This window comes from Lactiplantibacillus argentoratensis, from assembly GCF_037290055.1.
Lineage (GTDB): Bacteria > Bacillota > Bacilli > Lactobacillales > Lactobacillaceae > Lactiplantibacillus > Lactiplantibacillus plantarum.
The window spans coordinates 470,515-493,359 of record NZ_CP147647.1 but is presented as its reverse complement, the minus strand read 5'-3'; the positions used below and the strand labels follow the sequence as shown (position 1 = coordinate 493,359).

At 45.4% G+C, this 22,845-nt stretch carries 15 protein-coding genes, 6 tRNA genes, 3 rRNA genes and 1 pseudogene; 4 read left to right on the top strand and 21 right to left on the bottom strand.

From position 1 onward, the window contains the following. Positions 1 to 43 precede the first annotated feature (43 nt). Positions 44 to 781 carry a WecB/TagA/CpsF family glycosyltransferase gene (locus V7R88_RS02280; protein ID WP_003643865.1) on the top strand — a complete coding sequence of 246 codons (738 nt, stop codon included), beginning with the start codon at positions 44 to 46 and terminating at the stop codon, positions 779 to 781. A 169-nt stretch (positions 782 to 950) separates the two neighbouring features. Here V7R88_RS02280 and V7R88_RS02275 read toward each other — a convergent pair whose 3' ends face one another. From V7R88_RS02275 to proC, 3 genes are all read right to left on the bottom strand, one after another. After that, complete coding sequence (locus tag V7R88_RS02275; protein WP_003640897.1) at positions 951 to 1,652, bottom strand: GntR family transcriptional regulator; 702 nt, start codon at positions 1,650 to 1,652, stop codon at positions 951 to 953. A 23-nt stretch (positions 1,653 to 1,675) separates the two neighbouring features. Next, positions 1,676 to 2,812: an N-acetylglucosamine-6-phosphate deacetylase gene (gene nagA, locus V7R88_RS02270; RefSeq protein ID WP_003644997.1), complete on the bottom strand. Its 1,137-nt coding sequence runs from the start codon at positions 2,810 to 2,812 to the stop codon at positions 1,676 to 1,678. Positions 2,813 to 2,890: 78 nt separating this feature from the next. Next, a complete protein-coding gene (proC, locus tag V7R88_RS02265) occupies positions 2,891 to 3,682 on the bottom strand; it encodes a pyrroline-5-carboxylate reductase (RefSeq protein WP_338816376.1) in 792 nt (263 codons plus the stop codon). A gap of 360 nt (positions 3,683 to 4,042) precedes the next feature. Here proC and pnuC point away from each other — a divergent pair, with 360 nt between their 5' ends. From pnuC to V7R88_RS02250, 3 genes are all read left to right on the top strand, one after another. Continuing rightward, entirely contained in the window at positions 4,043 to 4,864 is an 822-nt protein-coding gene (gene pnuC, locus V7R88_RS02260) for a nicotinamide riboside transporter PnuC (protein ID WP_054397052.1), read from the top strand. A gap of 227 nt (positions 4,865 to 5,091) precedes the next feature. Beyond that, on the top strand, positions 5,092 to 6,057 hold the full coding sequence (locus V7R88_RS02255; protein ID WP_033609918.1) for an IS30 family transposase: 966 nt from the start codon (positions 5,092 to 5,094) through the stop codon (positions 6,055 to 6,057). Positions 6,058 to 6,119: 62 nt separating this feature from the next. After that, positions 6,120 to 7,226 carry an SLC13 family permease gene (locus V7R88_RS02250; RefSeq protein ID WP_338816375.1) on the top strand — a complete coding sequence of 369 codons (1,107 nt, stop codon included), beginning with the start codon at positions 6,120 to 6,122 and terminating at the stop codon, positions 7,224 to 7,226. 158 nt (positions 7,227 to 7,384) lie between these two features. On the opposite strand, the pseudogene V7R88_RS02245 reads toward V7R88_RS02250, so the two are convergent. The 18 genes and pseudogenes from V7R88_RS02245 to hslO all read right to left on the bottom strand — a co-directional run bounded on the left by V7R88_RS02245 (position 7,385) and on the right by hslO (position 22,772). Beyond that, a pseudogene (locus V7R88_RS02245) lies at positions 7,385 to 8,232 on the bottom strand (metallophosphoesterase). A gap of 34 nt (positions 8,233 to 8,266) precedes the next feature. Further along, positions 8,267 to 8,602, bottom strand: a complete 336-nt coding sequence (locus V7R88_RS02240) for a cupin domain-containing protein (protein WP_003640891.1) — start codon at positions 8,600 to 8,602, stop codon at positions 8,267 to 8,269. A gap of 30 nt (positions 8,603 to 8,632) precedes the next feature. Then, positions 8,633 to 8,950 carry a cupin domain-containing protein gene (locus V7R88_RS02235; protein ID WP_338816374.1) on the bottom strand — a complete coding sequence of 106 codons (318 nt, stop codon included), beginning with the start codon at positions 8,948 to 8,950 and terminating at the stop codon, positions 8,633 to 8,635. 386 nt (positions 8,951 to 9,336) lie between these two features. Beyond that, positions 9,337 to 9,774 (bottom strand): hypothetical protein, encoded by a 438-nt coding sequence (locus V7R88_RS02230; RefSeq protein WP_338816373.1) that lies wholly within the window; start codon positions 9,772 to 9,774, stop codon positions 9,337 to 9,339. 341 nt (positions 9,775 to 10,115) lie between these two features. After that, positions 10,116 to 10,187 (bottom strand) — tRNA-Gln (locus V7R88_RS02225). A gap of 9 nt (positions 10,188 to 10,196) precedes the next feature. Continuing rightward, positions 10,197 to 10,279: transfer RNA gene (locus V7R88_RS02220), tRNA-Tyr, on the bottom strand. A 76-nt stretch (positions 10,280 to 10,355) separates the two neighbouring features. Further along, complete coding sequence (locus V7R88_RS02215) at positions 10,356 to 11,198, bottom strand: metallophosphoesterase (protein ID WP_338816372.1); 843 nt, start codon at positions 11,196 to 11,198, stop codon at positions 10,356 to 10,358. 54 nt (positions 11,199 to 11,252) lie between these two features. Further along, positions 11,253 to 12,725, bottom strand: a complete 1,473-nt coding sequence (locus V7R88_RS02210) for a peptide MFS transporter (RefSeq protein ID WP_003643855.1) — start codon at positions 12,723 to 12,725, stop codon at positions 11,253 to 11,255. A 643-nt stretch (positions 12,726 to 13,368) separates the two neighbouring features. Further along, positions 13,369 to 13,441 (bottom strand) — tRNA-Thr (locus V7R88_RS02205). A 45-nt stretch (positions 13,442 to 13,486) separates the two neighbouring features. Further along, positions 13,487 to 13,559, bottom strand: a tRNA-Asn gene (locus V7R88_RS02200). Positions 13,560 to 13,565: 6 nt separating this feature from the next. After that, a 5S ribosomal RNA gene (gene rrf, locus V7R88_RS02195) occupies positions 13,566 to 13,682 on the bottom strand. 71 nt (positions 13,683 to 13,753) lie between these two features. Next, positions 13,754 to 16,674, bottom strand: a 23S ribosomal RNA gene (locus V7R88_RS02190). A 159-nt stretch (positions 16,675 to 16,833) separates the two neighbouring features. Next, positions 16,834 to 16,906: transfer RNA gene (locus V7R88_RS02185), tRNA-Ala, on the bottom strand. 41 nt (positions 16,907 to 16,947) lie between these two features. Further along, positions 16,948 to 17,022, bottom strand: a tRNA-Ile gene (locus tag V7R88_RS02180). An 86-nt stretch (positions 17,023 to 17,108) separates the two neighbouring features. Beyond that, a 16S ribosomal RNA gene (locus tag V7R88_RS02175) occupies positions 17,109 to 18,675 on the bottom strand. Together the 16S, 23S and 5S rRNA genes with 4 tRNA genes alongside form the textbook arrangement of a ribosomal RNA operon. Before the next feature lie 599 nt (positions 18,676 to 19,274). Then, the gene (lysS, locus tag V7R88_RS02170) at positions 19,275 to 20,774 is read right to left on the bottom strand and encodes a lysine--tRNA ligase (protein WP_003642090.1); all 1,500 of its coding nucleotides are present in this window, start codon (positions 20,772 to 20,774) and stop codon (positions 19,275 to 19,277) included. A 103-nt stretch (positions 20,775 to 20,877) separates the two neighbouring features. After that, complete coding sequence (dusB, locus tag V7R88_RS02165) at positions 20,878 to 21,885, bottom strand: tRNA dihydrouridine synthase DusB (protein WP_063724005.1); 1,008 nt, start codon at positions 21,883 to 21,885, stop codon at positions 20,878 to 20,880. Then, positions 21,885 to 22,772, bottom strand: a complete 888-nt coding sequence (hslO, locus tag V7R88_RS02160) for an Hsp33 family molecular chaperone HslO (RefSeq protein ID WP_003642088.1) — start codon at positions 22,770 to 22,772, stop codon at positions 21,885 to 21,887. Before hslO ends, dusB begins: the two co-directional genes overlap by 1 nt. Positions 22,773 to 22,845 lie beyond the last annotated feature (73 nt).

Sequence of the window (22,845 nt, the reverse complement as noted above, 5' to 3'; positions counted from 1 at the left end):
GATTTACCTATACTTTAATTATGATTAGAAAGTGAGGTCGCTTATGTCAGTCCCTTTTGACACGGTTAACATCTTAAACGTGCCGTTTATCAAGACAACTAACGCTGGTTTTGTTCAGCAACTTCAAACCGATATTCTCGCGCATCGCAATCGCTTTGTGGTGACCGCTAACCCCGAGATCTTAATGTACGCTCGTGAACACCCCGATTACCAACAGGTGTTAACGCAAGCGGACTATATCACGCCAGACGGCATTGGCGTCATTCAGGGGGCCCAGATTCTTGGCACACCACTCCCCGAACGGATCACCGGCTATGACACCCTTTTAACACTACTAGAATGGGGTAGCCAACAGCACCAACGGATCTTTTTGTTAGGTGCCAAGCCGGCCGTGTTAAAGCAAGTGACCACGATCGTTCAACGAGATTATCCCGGCATCGTTGTCGCGGGTGCCCGTGATGGCTATTATGACGACGAACAAACCGTTGTCGACCAAATCGTGGCCGCGCAACCCGATATGGTCTTCGTAGCCACTGGTTTTCCTAAGCAGGAATTTTTCATCGCCGAACACCGCCAACGCCTCGATGCGCTCTGGATGGGTGTCGGGGGTAGCTTCGACGTAATTGCAGGCGCGGTTAAGCGGGCGCCGTTATTTTGGCAAAAACACCACGTTGAATGGCTCTACCGTCTGATTCAAGAACCAAGTCGTTTCAAGCGGATGCTCGTGTTACCCCGCTACTTGCGGTTAGTTAAAAAAATAGCGCGCCAGCAAGCCCATTAACTGGCAATCATTACCAGTTATAAGCCACTGCGTTACGATGACAATTGCTTTTGTGCGTGTACCCAGTCTTCAGTCATGAATCCAAAAATAGCTCACCTAGAATAACATCCTAGGTGAGCTATTTTTGGTATCACCACTCTAATCAGGTGCCCAGCACCCGACCGACTGGTTATTTTTCAAGATAAAACTCAAACCGGTTACCAACGTACTGGGTCCGCACGTATTCAAACGGTTCGCCGGTTTGCAAATACGAAATCTGCCGTAACCGTAGCAACGCATCGCCACGCCGGACTGACAAGTATTCCGCGATACGCTCAGAAGCAGACATCGCCGAAACCGTCTGTTGAGCCTTACCAGGCACTAAACTTGCCTTCTCTTCTAACGTCCGATACAACGAACTCGTAATTTCGTCCTTGGTGAACTGCTTGACGAGTCGTTCTGGAACTGTTGCGACCTCAAAACAAATTGGCACATCATCACCATAGCGAATTCGTTCCATCCGTAGAACTTGTTCGTTGGCGCCTAACGCCAACTTTTCGCTCTCAGATAGCGACGGGCTCGTCACGTGATATGAAATCGTCTTACTTGATGGGACCTTACCCTGGGCCAGCATTAGATCAGTAAAACTGGTGACACCGGACATTTTTTCTTGGACCTTCTGATTCGCGACAAACGTGCCGGCACCGACTCGCCGCTCTAATATTCCTTCGTCAACCAATGTCTGGATTGCTTGTCGAAGGGTCATCCGACTAACATCGAACTGTGTAGCCAGCTCCCGCTCAGACGGAATCCGGTCACCAACGGCCCACCGACCTGCTTCAATCGCCTGCTTAATTTGGTTGTGGATTTGAATATAAATTGGCGAACTCATGGTACTCATCCCTTACTTCTAATTTATTTAGCTGCTTTTTTACCGTAGCTATATGTTGCGACTAAATCTTGATTGCCATCTAAGATGTTGATATCAGCATCTTTACCGGCTTCCAATGTTCCTTTCTTAGTCAACCCAAATTCACGTGCTTGGTTGACAGAAGCCATCTTAACCGCTTCAGCAATGCCGCAACCGGTGAACTTCTGAATGTTCTTGAAGGCATTAATGAATGTCAGGACAGAACCAGCCAAGTTACCTTCTTCAAGACGTGCTTGACCATCCTTAACAATCACTTTTTGACCACCTAATTCACTGATACCGTCGGGTTCACCCTTGGCACGCATTGAATCAGTCACCAATTCGATCCGGTCAACGCCCTTTTGTTCGTAAGCGAGCTTGATCATGTCAGGCACGATATGGAACCCATCACAGATCAATTCACAGTACATGTTGTTTTCAAGCATGGCATGACCAGTAACACCTGGTTCACGGTGCTTGAATTCACGTTGCGCGTTGTATAAATGCGTCACGTGAGTTGCTTTACTTGCTAATAATTGTTCACGAGTCGCGTTACTGTGGCCCACTGAAGGCACAATGCCATTTTCCAAGCAGTACTTTTCAAATTCACGCGAACCAGGATCTTCCGGCGCGTAAGTAATCAACTTAACCCGACCACCCGACAACTTGTTCCAGTTGTCTAATAAGTCAACGTTAGGATTCTTAATGTACTTTTCAGGTTGGGCACCCTTAAACGTCGCCGAAATGAATGGGCCTTCCAAATGAACCCCTTGGATAACCGGATTTTCATCGGCGGCCTTGTTAATACCGGCCATCGAATGGTCTAAGTTTTCGTTGGATTGCGTCATGGTCGTACAGAAGTATGACGTAATACCTTCGCGGGCAACCATATCATTAACCATTTCGTTAATTTCAGCTGGATTCCCGTCCATTGAATCAAAACTATAACCACCATGGCTATGAACATCAATGAAGCCCGGTACAATCGTTTTGCCACTCACAAATTCGATATCATCATCGGGTTGGGCCACGTAGTCATCCATTGGACCAACCGCTTCAATTTCCTTACCGAAACGAATGTAGCCGTCATCGATCTTTTCTAGACCAGTATAAATGATGGCATGTTTTAACACTTTGCTCATGAACAATTCCTCCTTGGATTTATCTGGTTTAATTATAATCGGTATAGACCAAACTTGCAACCACCAGCACCAAGTAATTTAAGATTCGCCAAGTTCCTTCGCAATCGTTGCATCAATTCCCTTCACCACTGCGGTCATAAAGCCGGCCTCTTCCATGGCCAGTAATCCAGCAACCGTCGTGCCACCAGGTGAAGAAACTTGATCGATCAGGTCAAACGGAATTTTATCAGAAGCTAAAACATTCTGCGCACTGCCCAGCGTGGCCTGCGCCGCAATCTTAGTCGCTGCATCCTTGCTCAAACCGTGCTTGACGCCTGCGCGGGCCATCGCGTCAATAAAGAAATAGATGTAGGCCGGCGAACTACCTGCTAAGGCTGAAAAAGTTGGAAAATCTTTCTCAGCGATGGCACTCGTGGCACCAATCGCATCGAATAATTGTTGCCCAGCCGCATATTGCTCTGGTGTTAAGGCATCATTACCAACCAACGCCGTCATCCCGCCACCAATCGCCACGTTCACATTCGGCATGATTCTCAGAACGGGGAGATCAGGGACAACCGTGGCATAATCGGCCAAACTCAACCCTGATACCATTGTAATAACCCACTTGCCCGTTAAGGCTGCTTGAACTTCTTTTAATGCGGCCAACGCAATGTTCGGCTTAACTGCCAAAACGATAACGTCAGCAGCTTGTGCCACGGCCAAATTAGTGTCACAGGCCTGTAGCCCATTTTTTTGCGCATAAGGTTGATAACTCGCGGCATGGGCACTGTGAATATAAATATCTGCTGGGACGACCGCTTGTTGTTTTAACCACCCATCAATAATCGCGCGGCCCATGTTACCGGCACCAATGAATCCGATTTTCATCCGTAAAACGCTCCTCTGACTTATAATTTATATCATTAACCACTAACCGATTAACGGCTAGGCAGGATTAAACAGACATTCCCGCTTACTCTTCTACTATACCAATATTTGTGAAACTGTGGGTAATTAATCACTTTTTTCAGTTCAACTTTCACTATCAACAAATAAATATCACGAGCCACTCTATTAAGGTGATTGCTTATCAATACTGAAACCAATTGATTAATCTATTAATAATCGGCCTTCAATATGCGCGTGGCTCGTTGACAGGCCCGCCTGAACAAGCTAATGTAAACAGCAATCAAACACAGCGTTGCTTCCGAACACGGCTGTCTAAAAACAACTAAGGAGTGTTTCACTATGAACCAGAACAACCATTTCCGACTCACCTTATCAACCCTGCTGCAACAATGCCAGCAAGACATCACTAGTCTGCCCACGGCCATGCGCGCCGTCTTCAGCTGGCAACGGGGACTTAATGAATTAAAGACGCTTCGCCGCACCACTAAGTTGATGATGAGCACGATGCTAATCGTGACCATCATTGGTTTTATTCTGGGCCGCGATTACAGCCTACATGGCTGGATTGGCCTATTGACCGGGATTACGGTCGTGATTAACTTAATTCTGGTTGATCAAGGGCGACTGACGAACTATAGCTGGGGCATTATTGCTTGTGCGGCTTGGCTTACTACGGCCATCACCAATCGGCTGATTGGTGACATTGCGTCGCAATCATTTTACCTTATCATGCAATTTGTCGGCATCACCGTCTGGCATCGTAAAATGGCAGCGCAACCCGACGCCAGCGAACTGACTGGTCGTAAATTGAGCAAATTAGCCGGTTGTGCCTGGTTCGCGTTAGCCGTACTCGTCTACGCCATTGTCTTACACTTTAGTAAACAACTTAACGGTAACCAAATCTACCTGGACGCGACCCTGTTACCACTTGGGATTGTCGGTAGTGTCCTCATGGTCAACGGTTATCGTTCCCAATGGGTTGCGTGGATCACACTCGACGTGATTAACGTTATTATCTGGTTCAACCAATTAAAAGGCTTCAGTCCTGCAGCCGCCTCAATGTTAGCATTGCAGCTGGTGATGCTCGCAAACGCATTATACGGTGCCTATTTGTGGTTTTTTGGTCAAAGTGCCCAGCAAGATAAACTAGACGCACATTAACCAAGCCGGCTAACCACCATTTTAAACAACCACTAACCAGTTCAAAGTTGACCATAACTTTGAACTGGTTTTTATTTGGGTCGCTATACTGCTACCTTAAAAGTGTCTATCAGTTTACATTTACCAACGAGTTTGTTTAACCCGGTTTGTAAAATTAAGTTAGAAATTTAAAAAGCCATTTGTGATAGACTTTTGAGTGTCAAAATCAAAAGAAAGGCTGATCACAAATGACCTATACTCATCTTACCATAGACGAACTTGCCACAATTTATTCTTTTTGGAAACTCGGTAAAAAGGCTTATCTAGTGGCCCCAGCGCTCCATCGGAGTGCTGAAACTGTGTATCGTATTTATCGGTTTCTTGACGCTGGCGGTACGATTATTGATTACCAATGCCACTATCGAAAGCATAAACAACATTGTGGGCGTAAACCAATTCAACTACGCCCTGATGAACTGGCCTATATTCAAGCCAAAACTCAAGCTGGTTGGCAACCAGATACCATTATTAATCGCCAAGAACGGGCTTTCAGCTGTGGGGTTCGAACCCTTTACCGCCTTTTCAAACGCGGTGTTTTGGGGTTGTCGACCAAAGATTTACCGATGCACGGCAAACGGCACCCTAATGGTTACATTGAACGCCGTGGGAAAGCGGGTCAATTGGGCAGGGATTTAAAGAATCGTTATCAGGACTATCCTAATTTTAATCAAGAATTCGGCCATTTAGAAGGTGACACGGTTCAAGGTAAAAACCATCAGGGTGCGGTAACCACGCTGGTTGAACGACAAACTAAGGTCGCAATTGTGCTGAATTCGCATACCAAGTCGGCACACGATGTCAATCGTAGTTTAGCAGGATGGCTTTCGAAGCTGCCACGACACCTATTTAAGTCAATTACGTTTGACAATGGTAAGGAGTTCGCCGGTTGGCGAACCATTGCTAACCAATTTGATTTAAATATTTACTTTGCCGCTGTCGGAGCACCCAATCAACGTGGTTTAAATGAGAACACCAATGGTCTGCTGCGTAAAGATGGTTTACGTCACAATCTTATTATGGACCAGCTATCAGATAGATTTGTTCAAGCAGTTGCCAGTCGACGAAACCACATCCCACGAAAAAGTTTGGGTTACCAGACACCTCTGGAAGCATTCATCAGTCAGATTACAGATGAACAGTTAAAAAATTTCTAACTTAATTTGACAATTCGGGTAAGTTAAAACTACTTAACTGACTACTGAGGGGGTCGTTTACCATGATGACAGTCGTTCGTCGCACGCTACACGACAAAATTTTTATTATTGCATTAATTTGTGCTGGTTTAAGTTTGTTTATTGGGACACCATGGCTGGCAGCAATTAATTGGACCACCATCGGCACCTTATTTGCACTCATGATCTGTGTTCAATTGCTTCGCGCGATGCATTTGCTTGATACTTTAAGGGACTGGCTCTTAGTTAAATCACACGATACCCGTCAAATGTGTCAATTATTCATCTTACTGGCCTTTGGTGGCTCAATGATTTTAACTAACGACGTTGCGATCCTAACGTTAGTTCCAATCTTTCTCACACTCGCCCGGCGGCAGCACCTGGCCATTGCCTACCCAACGACTTTAATTATCATGGCAGCCAATCTTGGTAGCGCATTTACGCCCATTGGCAATCCCCAAAATTTATTTTTGGTCACGTTCTATCACGTTAATCTATTCACGTTTTTTAAATTATCGACCCCGTTAATGCTTGCTAGTCTAGCTTTATTAGTCGCCTTAAGCTGGCGGTTACCTCACTTGTCGCTAACTGTAACACCAACCAAATCTACGCCCATTTCTCGCAGTCAAATCGGGCTTGCGGGCGGCCTGCTCAGTTTCATTATGCTTGGCATTTTTAATTTGGTGCCCATTTCACTAGTTATTATCGGAACGATTGTCGTAGGCCTCATGATTAACCGACGCGTCTTTCAGTACGTCGATTACGCACTACTCTTAACCTTTATCTGCTTCTTCATCTTCGTTAGCGCCATCAGTCATAATCCCGCAATAACGCATTGGCTCAACCAATTGACTCAGACAGCCCCCAGTGTCTATATTACTGGACTAATTACTAGCCAAGTCATCAGCAATGTTCCAGCCACCATCTTACTAGCGAATTTCACGCCCCATTTATCAGCGCTATTTTTAGGCGTCAACATCGGCGGTCTGGGGTCATTGGTGGCCTCACTAGCAAATCTGCTTGCCTTAAAACAATTGTTGCCCTTCAATGATGAACAACCACTCCACCATTTTTTGATCGTGTTTACGGCCCTCAATGGACTTGGCCTGTTCATTTTAGGCCTTGGTGGCTGGTTCTATTTACACCTATAATTCAGTTACGCTGAGTAACGATTCAGTGAGAACTTGCAAACCAATCAACTTGAAATAGTGCGAAAACCAGTAACTAGCGTGACATCATAAAAGGAGCAGTCTCAATATCATGTGAGCCTGCTCCTTTTACGTTCTATCTCTGAGATGTTTAGTGATACTTAGTGCGCCTGATCCACCAACATGGCCGGAGTGACGATTTGCTGACCATCGTAGCGGTGACCCTTGATCACGCGTTTCGCCCTGACAAATTCACCATCGACCGTCAGCGTTAACGCACAAATTCCACCATCAAACAGGCCTGAACGACTGCCTGCATCAATTAGATATCGTGGAACGTCTTGCGCATCTGCCTGCATCTTTAAATAACCAGTGTGTGAACCAGTCAAGGTCTGCACCGGCGTATGACCAGTAATGATGACTTTATTGAATAAGTTCCGATGCCAACGGTGACTGCCAGTCGTGAAGTCATCATAATAGTCATCCCGAATCCACAGTAGGTCAGTCGTTGTTTGTTGTGTTAATGGGTATTGCCAGTTAACACCCGCGTGCATAGCCAGTAACCGACCATGTTGCCACATCAGCGGCAAATGTGCTAAGAAATCAGTATCCGGCTTTAATAGCGCACCATTTAATGCCCGCCGAACATGATTGGGATTGGAGGAGTAAATCCCTAATTTGCGCCAGGTCCGGTGACCACCGTTCAACACCCAAGTTGCGGTGGCATTGTCATCACCATGAGCTGTCCGTAGCCAAAATTCATCATGATTGCCAAGCCAAGTAAAGCCACATCGCCGTATTCCCGTACCCGTTTTCTAACCATCGTCAGTACTTTTAGCGGCGCCAACGGAGCTGACTCGGTGGCATGACCAAAATAGCGTGCCGCCGTACCATCAATATAATCGCCCAAGAAAATCAAGCGCGTCGCGGTAACTTCAGGATCGGCTAATAAAACTGTCAGATCATCCGCGGCACTATGAATATCACCAATAAACGTATACAGCGGCATATTACTCCCTCCGTCTCATCGATAACCACGTGCATTAGTCGGGTTTAACGACCACCAATAACATCTGAAATCCTTGAACGGCATATAACGCGTGCCGGGCATCCTTAGGAATCACGATCGATTGTCCCGCAGTTAAATGATAAATGGTGCCTTCAATCGTAATTTCCGCTTCTCCACTTAAAATATTGACCATCGCATCGCCCTGGGCAGAATGGCCGCCAATCTCTTGGTCGGTTGCGACTGAAAATAGCGTCATACTTAAATCATCCCGTTGAACCAGTGTCCGGCTATTAACTTGATCATCATCCAGTGGAATTTGTTCAGTTAAATTGAGGACCTTAGCATGATCAATTTTGTTAATTAAACTCATTTGAATTCCTCCGCATCTCGCTATTAAGGCCTATTTCGTTTCTAATTGAATAAACTGGCACGGCTGCTCAGCGACCAACGTATGGACCGTATGAGCTGGCACCAATAAAATCTCGCCCGCATGCACTTCTTGGTCGGTCTCCGTCGCCAAACGGACGGTCAAAGTACCATCAACAACCTCAAATAAGCGGGTCAGCGTGGATTGTTCAGCACTAATACTTTCACCCGCCGCCATTGCGTACATCGCAAACGGCAGTTCAATCCCTAATTTTCGAGCAAATGATTTACTAGTAATTGCATGCTCCCGGTAAGTCATCGTGGTTTTTAAATCAATTTTAGTTACCGCCATTTCAAATCCTCCTTGGTCATCATCATGGTCGCTTACGTTATTCATGATGGTATGATTTCTTAAATTAAGCTTAACGCTAACAAACTCAATTTTCGAGGTTCGATTGAATAAACATCTTATAATTCTGAATAACTGACTGCTAGTCATATACTTAATAACCACGTCATCTCTGACAGGTAAATGCCTTTGCATCCAGATATGGGCCATGCAAAAAGCTGCCCAAGCATTATTGCGACGCTGGACAGCCTGCCGTTACTGCATTTGATAACAGTTCTGTGGAAAATTTGATTTATTCAGTCAACTAGTTGGGGCTGGTAGTGGGACAACCAAGGGTACGCATACGTAGCCTCTTCAACCAAATCTCATAGATCAAGTTCCAATACGACTTATTTTCGATAATAAGCCTTGGCCCAGCAGTTGCGACGCTCCCGACACCACTGTTCAAAAATACCTACAAACATTTGGACATCTTGCGCAGGAATTAGTTCTTCCGTTCGCTGCATGTGCACAATATCAGATATCACCGGATCAAAAGTATACGTAACAACCAGATGTTGTGGGATTCTTCGAATAATCCCACCGTTACGAGTAATCTCTAATCGCATCGTCTCCAGCTCAAGTTGAACTTGCGAATAAGTCTCTCTGGAGCAATAATCGACAACATCATACTGCTCATAACATCGTTTATACCAGGCATGCGAATTAGCCGGCAAATCATCAAATTCACCACGATTCATACGATTTCGAACAGCACGGCTAGCGCGCTTCTTTCCATAACCCATATGTGCTTTAAAAATTGGTGTGCTTTTATAAGAACGACTCATAATAATTGTGATGGCCGTCATGACGCGTTAACTAGTACGTATTTTTAAAATTAACAATGCCAGCCATTAACCTCTTCCGTGTACTTACGGAATAAATAAATTCATTGACCAGACCTCCTATCCCATCTGGATCGTGCCCCAAATAGAATACTAAAACATATCACATTATTATTGATGATGGCAAATAAACAGACCGAGACAAAAAAATCCACTTCATGAAGAATCCGTTACGCATTCTTCACGAAGTGGCACTACCTGCCGATATTAAGATAAATTTAAGCCAATAAAAAAGTCGTTACATCAAGATCCTAAGACCTGATTAACGACGAAAGGCGTAACAATTGGGCTAGCTGGGTTCGAACCAGCGCATCACGGGATCAAAACCCGTTGCCTTACCACTTGGCTATAGCCCAATAATGAAATGGAGGGGAGTGGATTCGAACCACCGAACCCGAAGGAGCGGATTTACAGTCCGCCGCGTTTAGCCAGACTTCGCTACCCCTCCGTAAATCATTCAACTATATTAGAATACATAATTTTGAATAAAAAATCAAGACTTTTTTCAAAGTTTTTTTCAGTTTTTATTTCAAATCCAGAATTTGCGTATCTTGATACCACTCCGCCATAAAATTATTGGCTTGCCATTCATTGATACGCTTGAGTCCATAGCCCACTGCTTGGTCATAATAGGTGGTCTGACCAAACACCCGCGGTTGCGGATGGACGTGCAAATGACCAAATAAAACGTGCGCCACGTTAAACTGATCCAACAGTTGTCCTAACCGGGGCGTTCCCATTAACGCGTTAGCCATATTCCAAAACCGATTATCATCAGAAAAACGCAAATAATCGATCCGGGGAACAAAGTGCGTCATAAAAATAACTTGCTTGTGATCCACAGCAGCCAAGTTAAGCTGCGCTTTTACTTGGTTGAACATTAAATCAGTCCGCTCCTGATCGCTCATCGGCTGTTTAATAGCCCGGTCGATCCAAAACGCATTCTTCCAGTGTAAGAAGTCGGCCGCAGTCGTATCAGGGACCTGGGCAGCATACTGATAGTCATACCAACCGTTATGTCCAATCACGCGCCAATCTGTACCAGAAATATCGATATACCGGTTATGCAGGTAGCCATCAAAATGCCCTGTTTCAAGCTCGTCAAACGAAATGCCATGGACCATGTCATGATTACCTGCAATCCAGTAAACACGCGTCTGTGCGCCTAATAGGGCCTGTAAATCGACGACAAACTGCTGACTACGCTGAAAGTCATTAAAAAGATCGCCAGCAATCAAATAAATCTGAACACCATTCTGTAAAAGATAGGTCGCCTGAGATCGCATCATCGCAGTCGCATCCACTCGATTAACATCAAAATGATTATCACTACTGAAAGCAATTCGTACGATGGTCAACCCCTCCAAAACAAAAAAGATATGCTACCACTAAGATAACATATCTTCGAGTAAATATTCAATTTAGCGAATGCCTTGCATCGACCGTTTAATCATTGGCACCATCATAAAGAGGATAATCCCTAAAACGACACTAACAATCCCGGTAATCGCAAAATATGGCACTTCGGTTTGCGTCGAGTAGAAACGGACAATCTGTGCATTAAGTGCACTACCAACTGAATCAGTTAGGAACCACATACTCATCATCTGAGAAGCAAAAGCCTTTGGTGCAAGCTTGGTGGTAACTGATAAACCAATTGGTGAAATCAACATTTCAGCAATTTCAACGACTGCCCAACTGGCAACTAACCACCATGGACTAACCTTCCCTGCAGTTCCAAAGAGCGCCCCAGGTACAGCCATCACTAGGTAAGAAGCCCCAGCGAATAGCAACCCAATCGCAAATTTAGTTGGTGAACTAGGTTGTTTTTTACCCCACTTAGTCCACAACCACACGAATGGTGTTGTATAAATCATGATGAACAATGGGTTTAGCATTTGGAAATCAGAAGCAGCTAGATGGGTAAAACCAAGATCCAAATTAACCCGGTTAGCTGCAAATAACGCAAGTACGGACGAACCCTGTTCTTCAATTGCCCAGAATAAAGCAGCGGCAATAAACAATGGGATATAAGCCCGAACACGTGAACGTTCTGTTGCATTAGTCTTGTCAGACGTTAACATCAAAATAAAGTAAACGATTGGTGTCAAGATAACAAGCGTACTAATTAAACTAATAACATTTGCTAACGTAAGAGCATTCATTAATTGCATTAATAGTAGAATCAACCCAATCCCAACGATTCCTAAGATTGTCCACCGCATGATTTTTTTCAAATCACCGGGTTCCAATGGATCAGTTGGATAGAGGCTAGCAGAACTTAAATTCTTCTTACCATCAAAGTAGTATTGCAATAGACCAAAGAACATCCCAATCGCAGCTAAGGAGAAGCCTAAGTGGAAGTTAACATTTAAGCCGATCCGACCAACTAAGGCTGGTGCAACCAATGAACCTAAGTTAATCCCGAAGACGAAAATACTAAAACCTGCATCCCGACGTGTATCTTCCACTGTATACAATTGACCAACCATGTCAGAGACGTTTGGCTTTAATAACCCAGTCCCAATGACAATAAGTGCGATTGAAACAAATAGTGCACCAACTCCAAATGGCGTTGATAACACGATGTGGCCTAACATGATGAAGACCCCACCAATAAAGACGGTCTTACGGCTACCCCAGACACGGTCACTTAGAAAGCCACCGAGGACACTAGAAACGTAAACTAAGGCCGAATAGATTGACATAATGGATGCTGCGGTGACTTGGTCAAATCCAAGACCACCTTTAGCGACACTGTAGTACATGTAATAGATCAGTAGCGCACGCATCCCGTAGTAACTGAATCGTTCCCACATTTCAGTGAAGAACAACGTCCGTAAGCCACGGGGTTGGCCAAAGAACGACCGATCCAGCTTTTGTTCCTTATCCAATAGAGATTCCTCCAAACTTCTTAACCAGTTTGTATTTCGTTTAAAAGTAACAAGTTTTGTTTCTTAATTAAACATAATAACTATTATACTAGCCTTAATCTTAATCAACAATAGCACTAACCGTTTTCTAATCTAATAACCATTAATTAAATTAATATCCACCATACATAAATAGTCTTAAATCCTTTTATAGCACCCAAAACTAGTTGATAGGACATTTTATAAGGCTTTTAGCTTTCTAAAATTAACACTAAATTCTAATTTAATATAAAATAATTAATAGCATTCAAATGCTGAAAATACGCAATTGGTATTAAAAATCTAATTAAACAAAAAAACAAAACTGAAATTATCAACAATAAAGTACCGCTATTAAAATGGCTATGATTGTTCGTAGCATGTAATTTACAGTTATTGCGACTAATTATGATAAACCGCAAGATTGATATGCTAAGCATACCTAAAAAAGCAGTGGCGAAAATAGGCATCATCTTACTAAGCCCTTACGATCATTTTGATACTTCGGCATTCAAATAGCTAACATTCTTATATCAAAAAAGCAGCTTTGCGTTTGCGCAAAGCTGCCAATCATTTTATGTCTATTTAAAAATAAAAAGGCGAGAACCACGTCCCACCTCACAAGTGCCGGCTACCAGAGTCGAACTGATGACCCTCGGTTTACGATACCGATGCTCTACCAACTGAGCTAAGCCGGCATGATATAAAAATAGATGTTAACACAATTGCCAACATCTATGTCACTCCGACAGGCGGGCTCGAACCGTCGACATCTTGATTAACAGTCAAGCGCTCTACCAACTGAGCTATGTCGGAATAATCGCATGGCAACGTCCTACCCTCGCAGGGAGCGATCCCCCAACTACTCTCGGCGCTAAGAAGCTTAACTTCTGTGTTCGACATGGGAACAGGTGTATCCTTCTCGCCATCGTCACCACACTATTGAGAAACTTGTGCTCTCAAAACTAGACAATATCAACTATCTTCATATGAACCGGAACACCAATTACTTGGTTAAGTCCTCGACCGATTAGTATTAGTCCGCTTCATGCGTCACCGCACTGCCACTTCTAACCTATCTACCTGATCATCTTTCAGGGGTCTTACTTCCATAAAGGAATGGGAAATCTCATCTCGAGGTGTGTTTCACACTTAGATGCTTTCAGCGTTTATCACATCCATACGTAGCTACCCAGCGATGCGCCTGGCGGCACAACTGGTACACCAGAGGTATGTCCATCCCGGTCCTCTCGTACTAAGGACAGGTCCTCTCAAATTTCCTACGCCCGCGACGGATAGGGACCGAACTGTCTCACGACGTTCTGAACCCAGCTCGCGTACCGCTTTAATGGGCGAACAGCCCAACCCTTGGGACCGACTACAGCCCCAGGATGCGATGAGCCGACATCGAGGTGCCAAACCTCCCCGTCGATGTGGACTCTTGGGGGAGATAAGCCTGTTATCCCCAGGGTAGCTTTTATCCGTTGAGCGATGGCCCTTCCATACGGTACCACCGGATCACTAAGCCCGACTTTCGTCCCTGCTCGACCTGTCTGTCTCGCAGTCAAGCTCCCTTGTGCCTTTACACTCTGCGAATGATTTCCAACCATTCTGAGGGAACCTTTGGGCGCCTCCGTTACTTTTTAGGAGGCGACCGCCCCAGTCAAACTGCCCACCTGACACTGTCTCCCACCACGATTAGTGGTGCGGGTTAGAGTGGTCATACAGCGAGGGTAGTATCCCACCAACGCCTCCACCGAAACTAGCGTTCCGGTTTCTATGGCTCCTACCTATCCTGTACAAGCTGTACAAACACTCAATATCAAGCTACAGTAAAGCTCCATGGGGTCTTTCCGTCCTGTCGCGGGTAGTCCGCATCTTCACGGACAATATAATTTCACCGAGTCTCTCGTTGAGACAGTGCCCAGATCGTTACGCCTTTCGTGCGGGTCGGAACTTACCCGACAAGGAATTTCGCTACCTTAGGACCGTTATAGTTACGGCCGCCGTTTACTGGGGCTTCAATTCTGAGCTTCGCCGAAGCTAACCCATCCTTTTAACCTTCCAGCACCGGGCAGGCGTCAGCCCCTATACGTCATCTTACGATTTTGCAGAGACCTGTGTTTTTGATAAACAGTCGCCTGGGCCTATTCACTGCGGCTGATCTTGCGATCAGCACCCCTTCTCCCGAAGTTACGGGGTCATTTTGCCGAGTTCCTTAACGAGAGTTCACTCGCTCACCTTAGGATTCTCTCCTCGACTACCTGTGTCGGTTTGCGGTACGGGTAGTTAAGTACTCACTAGAAGCTTTTCTCGGCAGTGTGACATCAGACGCTTCGCTACTAAATTTCGCTCCCCATCACAGCTTGTCCTTAAAGTGAAAAGCATTTGACTCTTCACAAGACTTACTGCTTGGACATTCTAATCCAACAGAATGCACATCTTAGCCTCCTGCGTCCCTCCATTGCTCAAACGCACTTAACTAGTACAGGAATCTCAACCTGTTATCCATCGTCTACGCCTCTCGGCCTCGACTTAGGTCCCGACTAACCCTGGGAGGACGAGCCTTCCCCAGGAAACCTTAGTCATTCGGTGGATAGGATTCTCACCTATCTTTCGCTACTCATACCGGCATTCTCACTTCTAAGCGCTCCACAAGTCCTCACGATCTTGCTTCACCGCCCTTAGAACGCTCTCCTATCACGCGACCTAATGGTCGCATCCATGGTTTCGGTAGTATGCTTAGCCCCGGTACATTTTCGGCGCAGGATCACTCGACTAGTGAGCTATTACGCACTCTTTAAATGGTGGCTGCTTCTGAGCCAACATCCTAGTTGTCTATGCAACTCCACATCCTTTTCCACTTAGCATACATTTAGGGACCTTAACTGATGGTCTGGGCTGTTCCCCTTTCGACGGTGGATCTTATCACTCATCGTCTGACTCCCGGATATGAATCAATGGCATTCGGAGTTTATCTGAATTCAGTAACCCAAGACGGGCCCCTAGTCCAAATAGTGCTCTACCTCCATGATCCTAATTCCGAGGCTAGCCCTAAAGCTATTTCGGAGAGAACCAGCTATCTCCAAGTTCGTTTGGAATTTCACCGCTATCCACACCTCATCCCAGCAATTTTCAACTTACACGGGTTCGGTCCTCCAGTGCGTTTTACCGCACCTTCAACCTGGACATGGATAGGTCACCTGGTTTCGGGTCTATAACCTCGTACTAAAATCGCCCATTTCAGACTCGCTTTCGCTACGGCTCCGACTTTTTAGTCTTAACCTTGCACGGGATCATAACTCGCCGGTTCATTCTACAAAAGGCACGCCATCACGCATTAACGCGCTCTGACTTATTGTAGGCACATGGTTTCAGGAACTATTTCACTCCCCTCCCGGGGTGCTTTTCACCTTTCCCTCACGGTACTGGTTCACTATCGGTCACTAGGTAGTATTTAGCCTTGGGAGATGGTCCTCCCGGATTCCGACGGAATTTCACGTGTTCCGCCGTACTCAGGATCCTGAACTGAGAGAATTTGATTTAATCTACTGGGCTATCACCATCTATGGCGGATTTTCCCAAATCCTTCGACTATCAAGTTCTTTGGTAACTCAAATGTTCAGTCCTACAACCCCAAAGTGCAAGCACTTTGGTTTGGGCTGTTCCCCGTTCGCTCGCCGCTACTTAGGGAATCGAAATTTCTTTATATTCCTGCTGCTAATGAGATGTTTCAGTTCACAGCGTTTACCTCCAACTAGACTATGAATTCATCTAGTGGTAACAGTTGATTAAAACTGCTGGGTTGCCCCATTCGGAAATCTCCGGATCATAGCTTACGTACAGCTCCCCGAAGCATATCGGTGTTAGTCCCGTCCTTCATCGGCTCCTAGTGCCAAGGCATTCACCATGCGCCCTTGTTAACTTAACCTCATTTACCTAACGGTAAATGCGATTAATGAGTTTAGCGATAATTAAACTTCAATAAAAAACTCAAAAAACGCGGTGTTCTCGGTTTCATTATGAAAAAATATATTTGATATTATCTAGTTTTCAAAGAACAAGTTTCAATGACGACTAACGTCGTCAATGGAGAATAGCGGGATCGAACCGCTGACCCCCTGCTTGCAAAGCAGGTGCTCTCCCAGCTGAGCTAATTCCCCATGAGGTATTCAACTTATGGAACCAACTGGTTCGGTTCCAATGGGCCTAAATGGACTTGAACCATCGACCTCACGCTTATCAGGCGTGCGCTCTAAACCAGCTGAGCTATAGGCCCAAAAAACGCTTATTAAATTGAGAGTTAGACCTCTCAAAACTAAACAAAGTTTCGAAGAATGTGTAGGTTTCCGTAATATTCCTTAGAAAGGAGGTGATCCAGCCGCAGGTTCTCCTACGGCTACCTTGTTACGACTTCACCCTAATCATCTGTCCCACCTTAGGCGGCTGGTTCCTAAAAGGTTACCCCACCGACTTTGGGTGTTACAAACTCTCATGGTGTGACGGGCGGTGTGTACAAGGCCCGGGAACGTATTCACCGCGGCATGCTGATCCGCGATTACTAGCGATTCCGACTTCATGTAGGCGAGTTGCAGCCTACAATCCGAACTGAGAATGGCTTTAAGAGATTAGCTTACTCTCGCGAGTTCGCAACTCGTTGTACCATCCATTGTAGCACGTGTGTAGCCCAGGTCATAAGGGGCATGATGATTTGACGTCATCCCCACCTTCCTCCGGTTTGTCACCGGCAGTCTCACCAGAGTGCCCAACTTAATGCTGGCAACTGATAATAAGGGTTGCGCTCGTTGCGGGACTTAACCCAACATCTCACGACACGAGCTGACGACAACCATGCACCACCTGTATCCATGTCCCCGAAGGGAACGTCTAATCTCTTAGATTTGCATAGTATGTCAAGACCTGGTAAGGTTCTTCGCGTAGCTTCGAATTAAACCACATGCTCCACCGCTTGTGCGGGCCCCCGTCAATTCCTTTGAGTTTCAGCCTTGCGGCCGTACTCCCCAGGCGGAATGCTTAATGCGTTAGCTGCAGCACTGAAGGGCGGAAACCCTCCAACACTTAGCATTCATCGTTTACGGTATGGACTACCAGGGTATCTAATCCTGTTTGCTACCCATACTTTCGAGCCTCAGCGTCAGTTACAGACCAGACAGCCGCCTTCGCCACTGGTGTTCTTCCATATATCTACGCATTTCACCGCTACACATGGAGTTCCACTGTCCTCTTCTGCACTCAAGTTTCCCAGTTTCCGATGCACTTCTTCGGTTGAGCCGAAGGCTTTCACATCAGACTTAAAAAACCGCCTGCGCTCGCTTTACGCCCAATAAATCCGGACAACGCTTGCCACCTACGTATTACCGCGGCTGCTGGCACGTAGTTAGCCGTGGCTTTCTGGTTAAATACCGTCAATACCTGAACAGTTACTCTCAGATATGTTCTTCTTTAACAACAGAGTTTTACGAGCCGAAACCCTTCTTCACTCACGCGGCGTTGCTCCATCAGACTTTCGTCCATTGTGGAAGATTCCCTACTGCTGCCTCCCGTAGGAGTTTGGGCCGTGTCTCAGTCCCAATGTGGCCGATTACCCTCTCAGGTCGGCTACGTATCATTGCCATGGTGAGCCGTTACCTCACCATCTAGCTAATACGCCGCGGGACCATCCAAAAGTGATAGCCGAAGCCATCTTTCAAACTCGGACCATGCGGTCCAAGTTGTTATGCGGTATTAGCATCTGTTTCCAGGTGTTATCCCCCGCTTCTGGGCAGGTTTCCCACGTGTTACTCACCAGTTCGCCACTCACTCAAATGTAAATCATGATGCAAGCACCAATCAATACCAGAGTTCGTTCGACTTGCATGTATTAGGCACGCCGCCAGCGTTCGTCCTGAGCCAGGATCAAACTCTCAAATTAATGATGAGTTCTAAAAAGCTCATTTAATGTTGTACTAAAATTTATTTGCTAGCGAATTGACTTCGCAAATGTTTTGCTCTTGATTCAAAATCAAGAGACCCTACACATTTGATTCGTCGAAACTTTGTTCAGTTTTCAAAGGTCTAAATCGTTCGTTGATTACCTCAACGCAACTTAATCATCATATCAAGTTATCAACATCTTGTCAACAACTTTTTATAATTAATTTCCGTTGGAAGCAAGCGGCTAACCGCTATGTGCGCCTCAACAACGTATACTAATTTACCAATTATCCTGATAAATTGCAAGCCCTAAAATGCAAAAATAACCAGTCAATAATATCATGTTAATCAATCCACTTTGACAATATACGGTATTTAAAACCATAATCATGTTAATTGACTTCAAATCCTACCTACCGCCACAATAAAATTCGCTTTTACTTAATTTTAGCCCCCAAATACCTCAACAATGTTCGGGTAAAAATAATCTAACTTTTTTTCAATAAATCGCTTTCTGAACTAAAGTTACTCAATCTGACCCAACAAAAACGGCAGTTAGCTTAGGAAACCCTAAGCTAACTGCCGTTTTAAATCTAATTATTTATCTTCTTCTGGACGCATCGTTGGGAAAAGTAAGACATCACGAATCGAATCCGCATCCGTCATTAACATAACCAACCGATCAATCCCGATACCTAACCCACCAGTAGGCGGCATCCCGTATTCCAACGCCTCGACAAAGTCTTCATCAATATGTTCAGCTTCGTCGTTACCAGCAGTCCGTTCCGCAGCCTGAGCTTCGAAACGTTGCCGTTGGTCAATTGGATCATTCAATTCACTGAACGCATTGGCGTATTCATTACCTAAGATGAAGAGTTCAAAACGATCAGTAAACCGTGGATCTTCTTCATTCTTCTTAGCTAATGGTGAAATTTCAACTGGATGACCATAAACAAAGGTTGGTTCATTCAACGTGTCTTCAACAAATTCTTCAAAGAACGCATTAATGATGTGACCAACTTTCCAGTATGGTTCATACTTCACGTGATGTTCATCCGCCAATTTTTGTGCATCTTCAATTGACATTGGTTGCCAGAAATCAATCCCAGTCTTTTCTTTAATCGCATCGACCATGTGAATTTGCTTAAATGGTTGATTGAAATCAACTTTTTGATCATGATAAGTGACAATGCCATCGTCAGTTACGGCTTGCGCTGCGGCTTTAAAAATACCTTCTGTCTCAGCCATTACATCATGGAAGTCGAAATAAGCGACATAAGTTTCCATCATGGTAAATTCAGGATTATGTTCACGGTCCATCCCTTCATTACGGAAAACCCGACCAATCTCATAAACCTTTTCCATGCCACCAACGATCAGGCGCTTCAAATGTAATTCCAACGCAATTCGTAAGTAGAGATCAATGTTCAACGCATTGTGGTGAGTCACAAATGGCCGTGCTGCCGCACCACCAGCTTGATTATGCAACATTGGCGTCTCAACTTCTGTGAAGCCTTGATCGTCTAAATGATGCCGAATCGCTGAAATGATCTTCGTCCGCTTCAAGAAACGATCAAAGCTATCACGGTTAGAGATCAAGTCCAAATACCGTTGCCGATAGATCTGTTCCACATTCTGTAACCCATGGAACTTATCTGGCAATGGTCGTAACGCCTTTGATAAGAACGTTAAACCAGTTACTTTAATCGTTAATTCGCCAAAGTCCGTCTTAAAAACTTGGCCGGTAATTCCAAGGAAATCACCAATATCAGAACGCTTGAAGATATGGTAAGTATCTTCGCCGACTACATCTTTACGAATGTATAACTGCATCTTACCTGAGCGATCCCAGATATCAGCAAAGCCGACTTTACCCTTACCACGCTTAGCTAGCATCCGTCCAGCAATGGTTGCCACCACTTGTTTAGCGTCTAGCTCGTCCTTATCCATATCCCCATACTTGTCTTGCAAGTCCTGGGCTAAATCAGTCCGTTCGAACCGGTGACCAAAGGGATCAATCCCCTCTTCACGCAGTTCATCCATTTTTTCGCGACGAACCTTCAGTTGGTCGTTCATCGTCTGTTCTTGTCGTGCCACTAGTGTTCCTCCATTTCTAGTTAGCGTACAGATTTATTCCGTACCTAAACAATCACTACATGTTAATTTTGACAATCACGCCGCCAAAATGCAAGTTAATTATTCACTTTACCGCGTGACTAGCCAAATAAGTTGCCGTCTGCTCCTGAAACTGCGTTAAAATGCGCATCATTTCTGCTAACGAGCTTGCCTCCATTAAAGCCACTTTGGTCCGTGCCGACCTTGGGATGCCTTTTAGATAGTACGGCGCTTGTTCACGGAATTCATGACAGCCGCCCCGCTCACCTTTTAAAACCACTAACCGCTGCAAATGTTCCATTGCCGTTTGCATCTTAGCCATCGGTGTGGGTGGCGTTAGTAACTCCCCGGTTGCTAAATAGTGTACTGTCTGGGTAAGCATCCACGGATTACCTTCTACCGCCCGGCCAATCATGACGGCATCGGCCCCGACTTCATCAAGCATCCGCGTAGCATCTTGAGGTGTCTGAACGTCACCATTACCCATCAATGGAATCGTGAGGGCATCCGCCACCCGTTTTAACACGTCCCAATCAGCATGGCCTTGGTACATCTGCTTACGAGTCCGTCCATGCATTGCAACGGCAGCTGCACCAGCTCGTTCGGCAGCCCGCGCATTCTCGACGGCATATACGTGCTCTGCGTCCCAACCAGTTCGCATCTTGACCGTCACTGGTTTATTAACCGCAGCAGTCACAGCCGCGACCATCTCGTAGACTTTATCTGGACTTAAAAGCCACTTAGCGCCCGCATCAGTCTTAACCACTTTATTCACCGGACAGCCCATATTAATATCAATAATATCAGCATTGGTCTGCTGATCGACAAACTGGGCGGCTTGAACCAGTGTTGCTTTCGAACCACCAAAGATTTGAATACTCATTGGATGTTCTTTTGGATCAACAAACATCATTTCCAGGGTCTTACGATTATGATACATGATCCCGCGATCGGAAATCATCTCACAAACGACTAGCCCCGCACCAAAATCCTTGCAGATTACTCGAAAGGCCGCGTTAGTCACGCCGGCCATCGGTGCCACTACGACACGATTGGGAATCGTCACATCACCGATCTGCCACTCTTGATTCATTAAGCGTCACCCTTGGACCGTGAGAGCACTGCTTCTAGTTCGCGTTCACTGAACTGATACTGGTCCCCACAAAAATGACAAACTGCCGTGGCACCATGATCTTCATCAATCATTGCTTGAACCTCATGCTTAGGCAAAGCCATTAGTGCTTCGGCAAATCGTTCTTTAGAACAATCGCATTCAAACTTAACTGGCATTTTATCTAATACCTTAACGTCACCATCAAATAACAAATCCAAAATATCTTCTGGTGACTTACCATCACGCATCAATTGGGAGACTAATGGCATGTCTTTGAGCTTGTTTTCTAGCGAGCTGATGGCTTCATCCGTCGCATTTGGCAATACTTGCACCAAAAAGCCACCGGCAACTCCAATCGAATTGTCGTCATTTACAAACACCGACAAGCCAACAGCTGATGGAATCTGTTCGGATTGTGCTAAGTAATACGTAAAGTCTTCGCCTAATTCACCAGAAACTAACGCAACCGTTCCGGTGAATGGATCCCCAACCCCCTGATCCTTAGTCACAGATAAAAAGCCATCAGTTCCAACAGCCGCCTTCACATCGATCTTATGCTTATCATTCAAAGGCAAGTGCACATGGGGGTGCTGTAAATACCCCTTGACCGTACCTTTAGCATTGCCATCAACAACGATACCACCAACAGGACCGTTCCCGTTGATTTTAACGGTCATTTGTTCTTCACCCTTTAAAACCGATGATGCTAATAATAACGTACCAACCAAGCTGCGGCCTAACGCTGCTGATGCTGCACTCCAGGTATCATGTCGGCGTTGGGCTTCAGCAACCACGCCCGTTGCGCTAACTGCGTACGCTCGAAACATCTCATTACCCGCGACGCTTTTTACTAAATAATCTGCCATTTAATCATACTCCTATCTCAATCCGTCTTTAATTGCGACCCGACGCTCATAACCGAATTAACGCAATTGATTT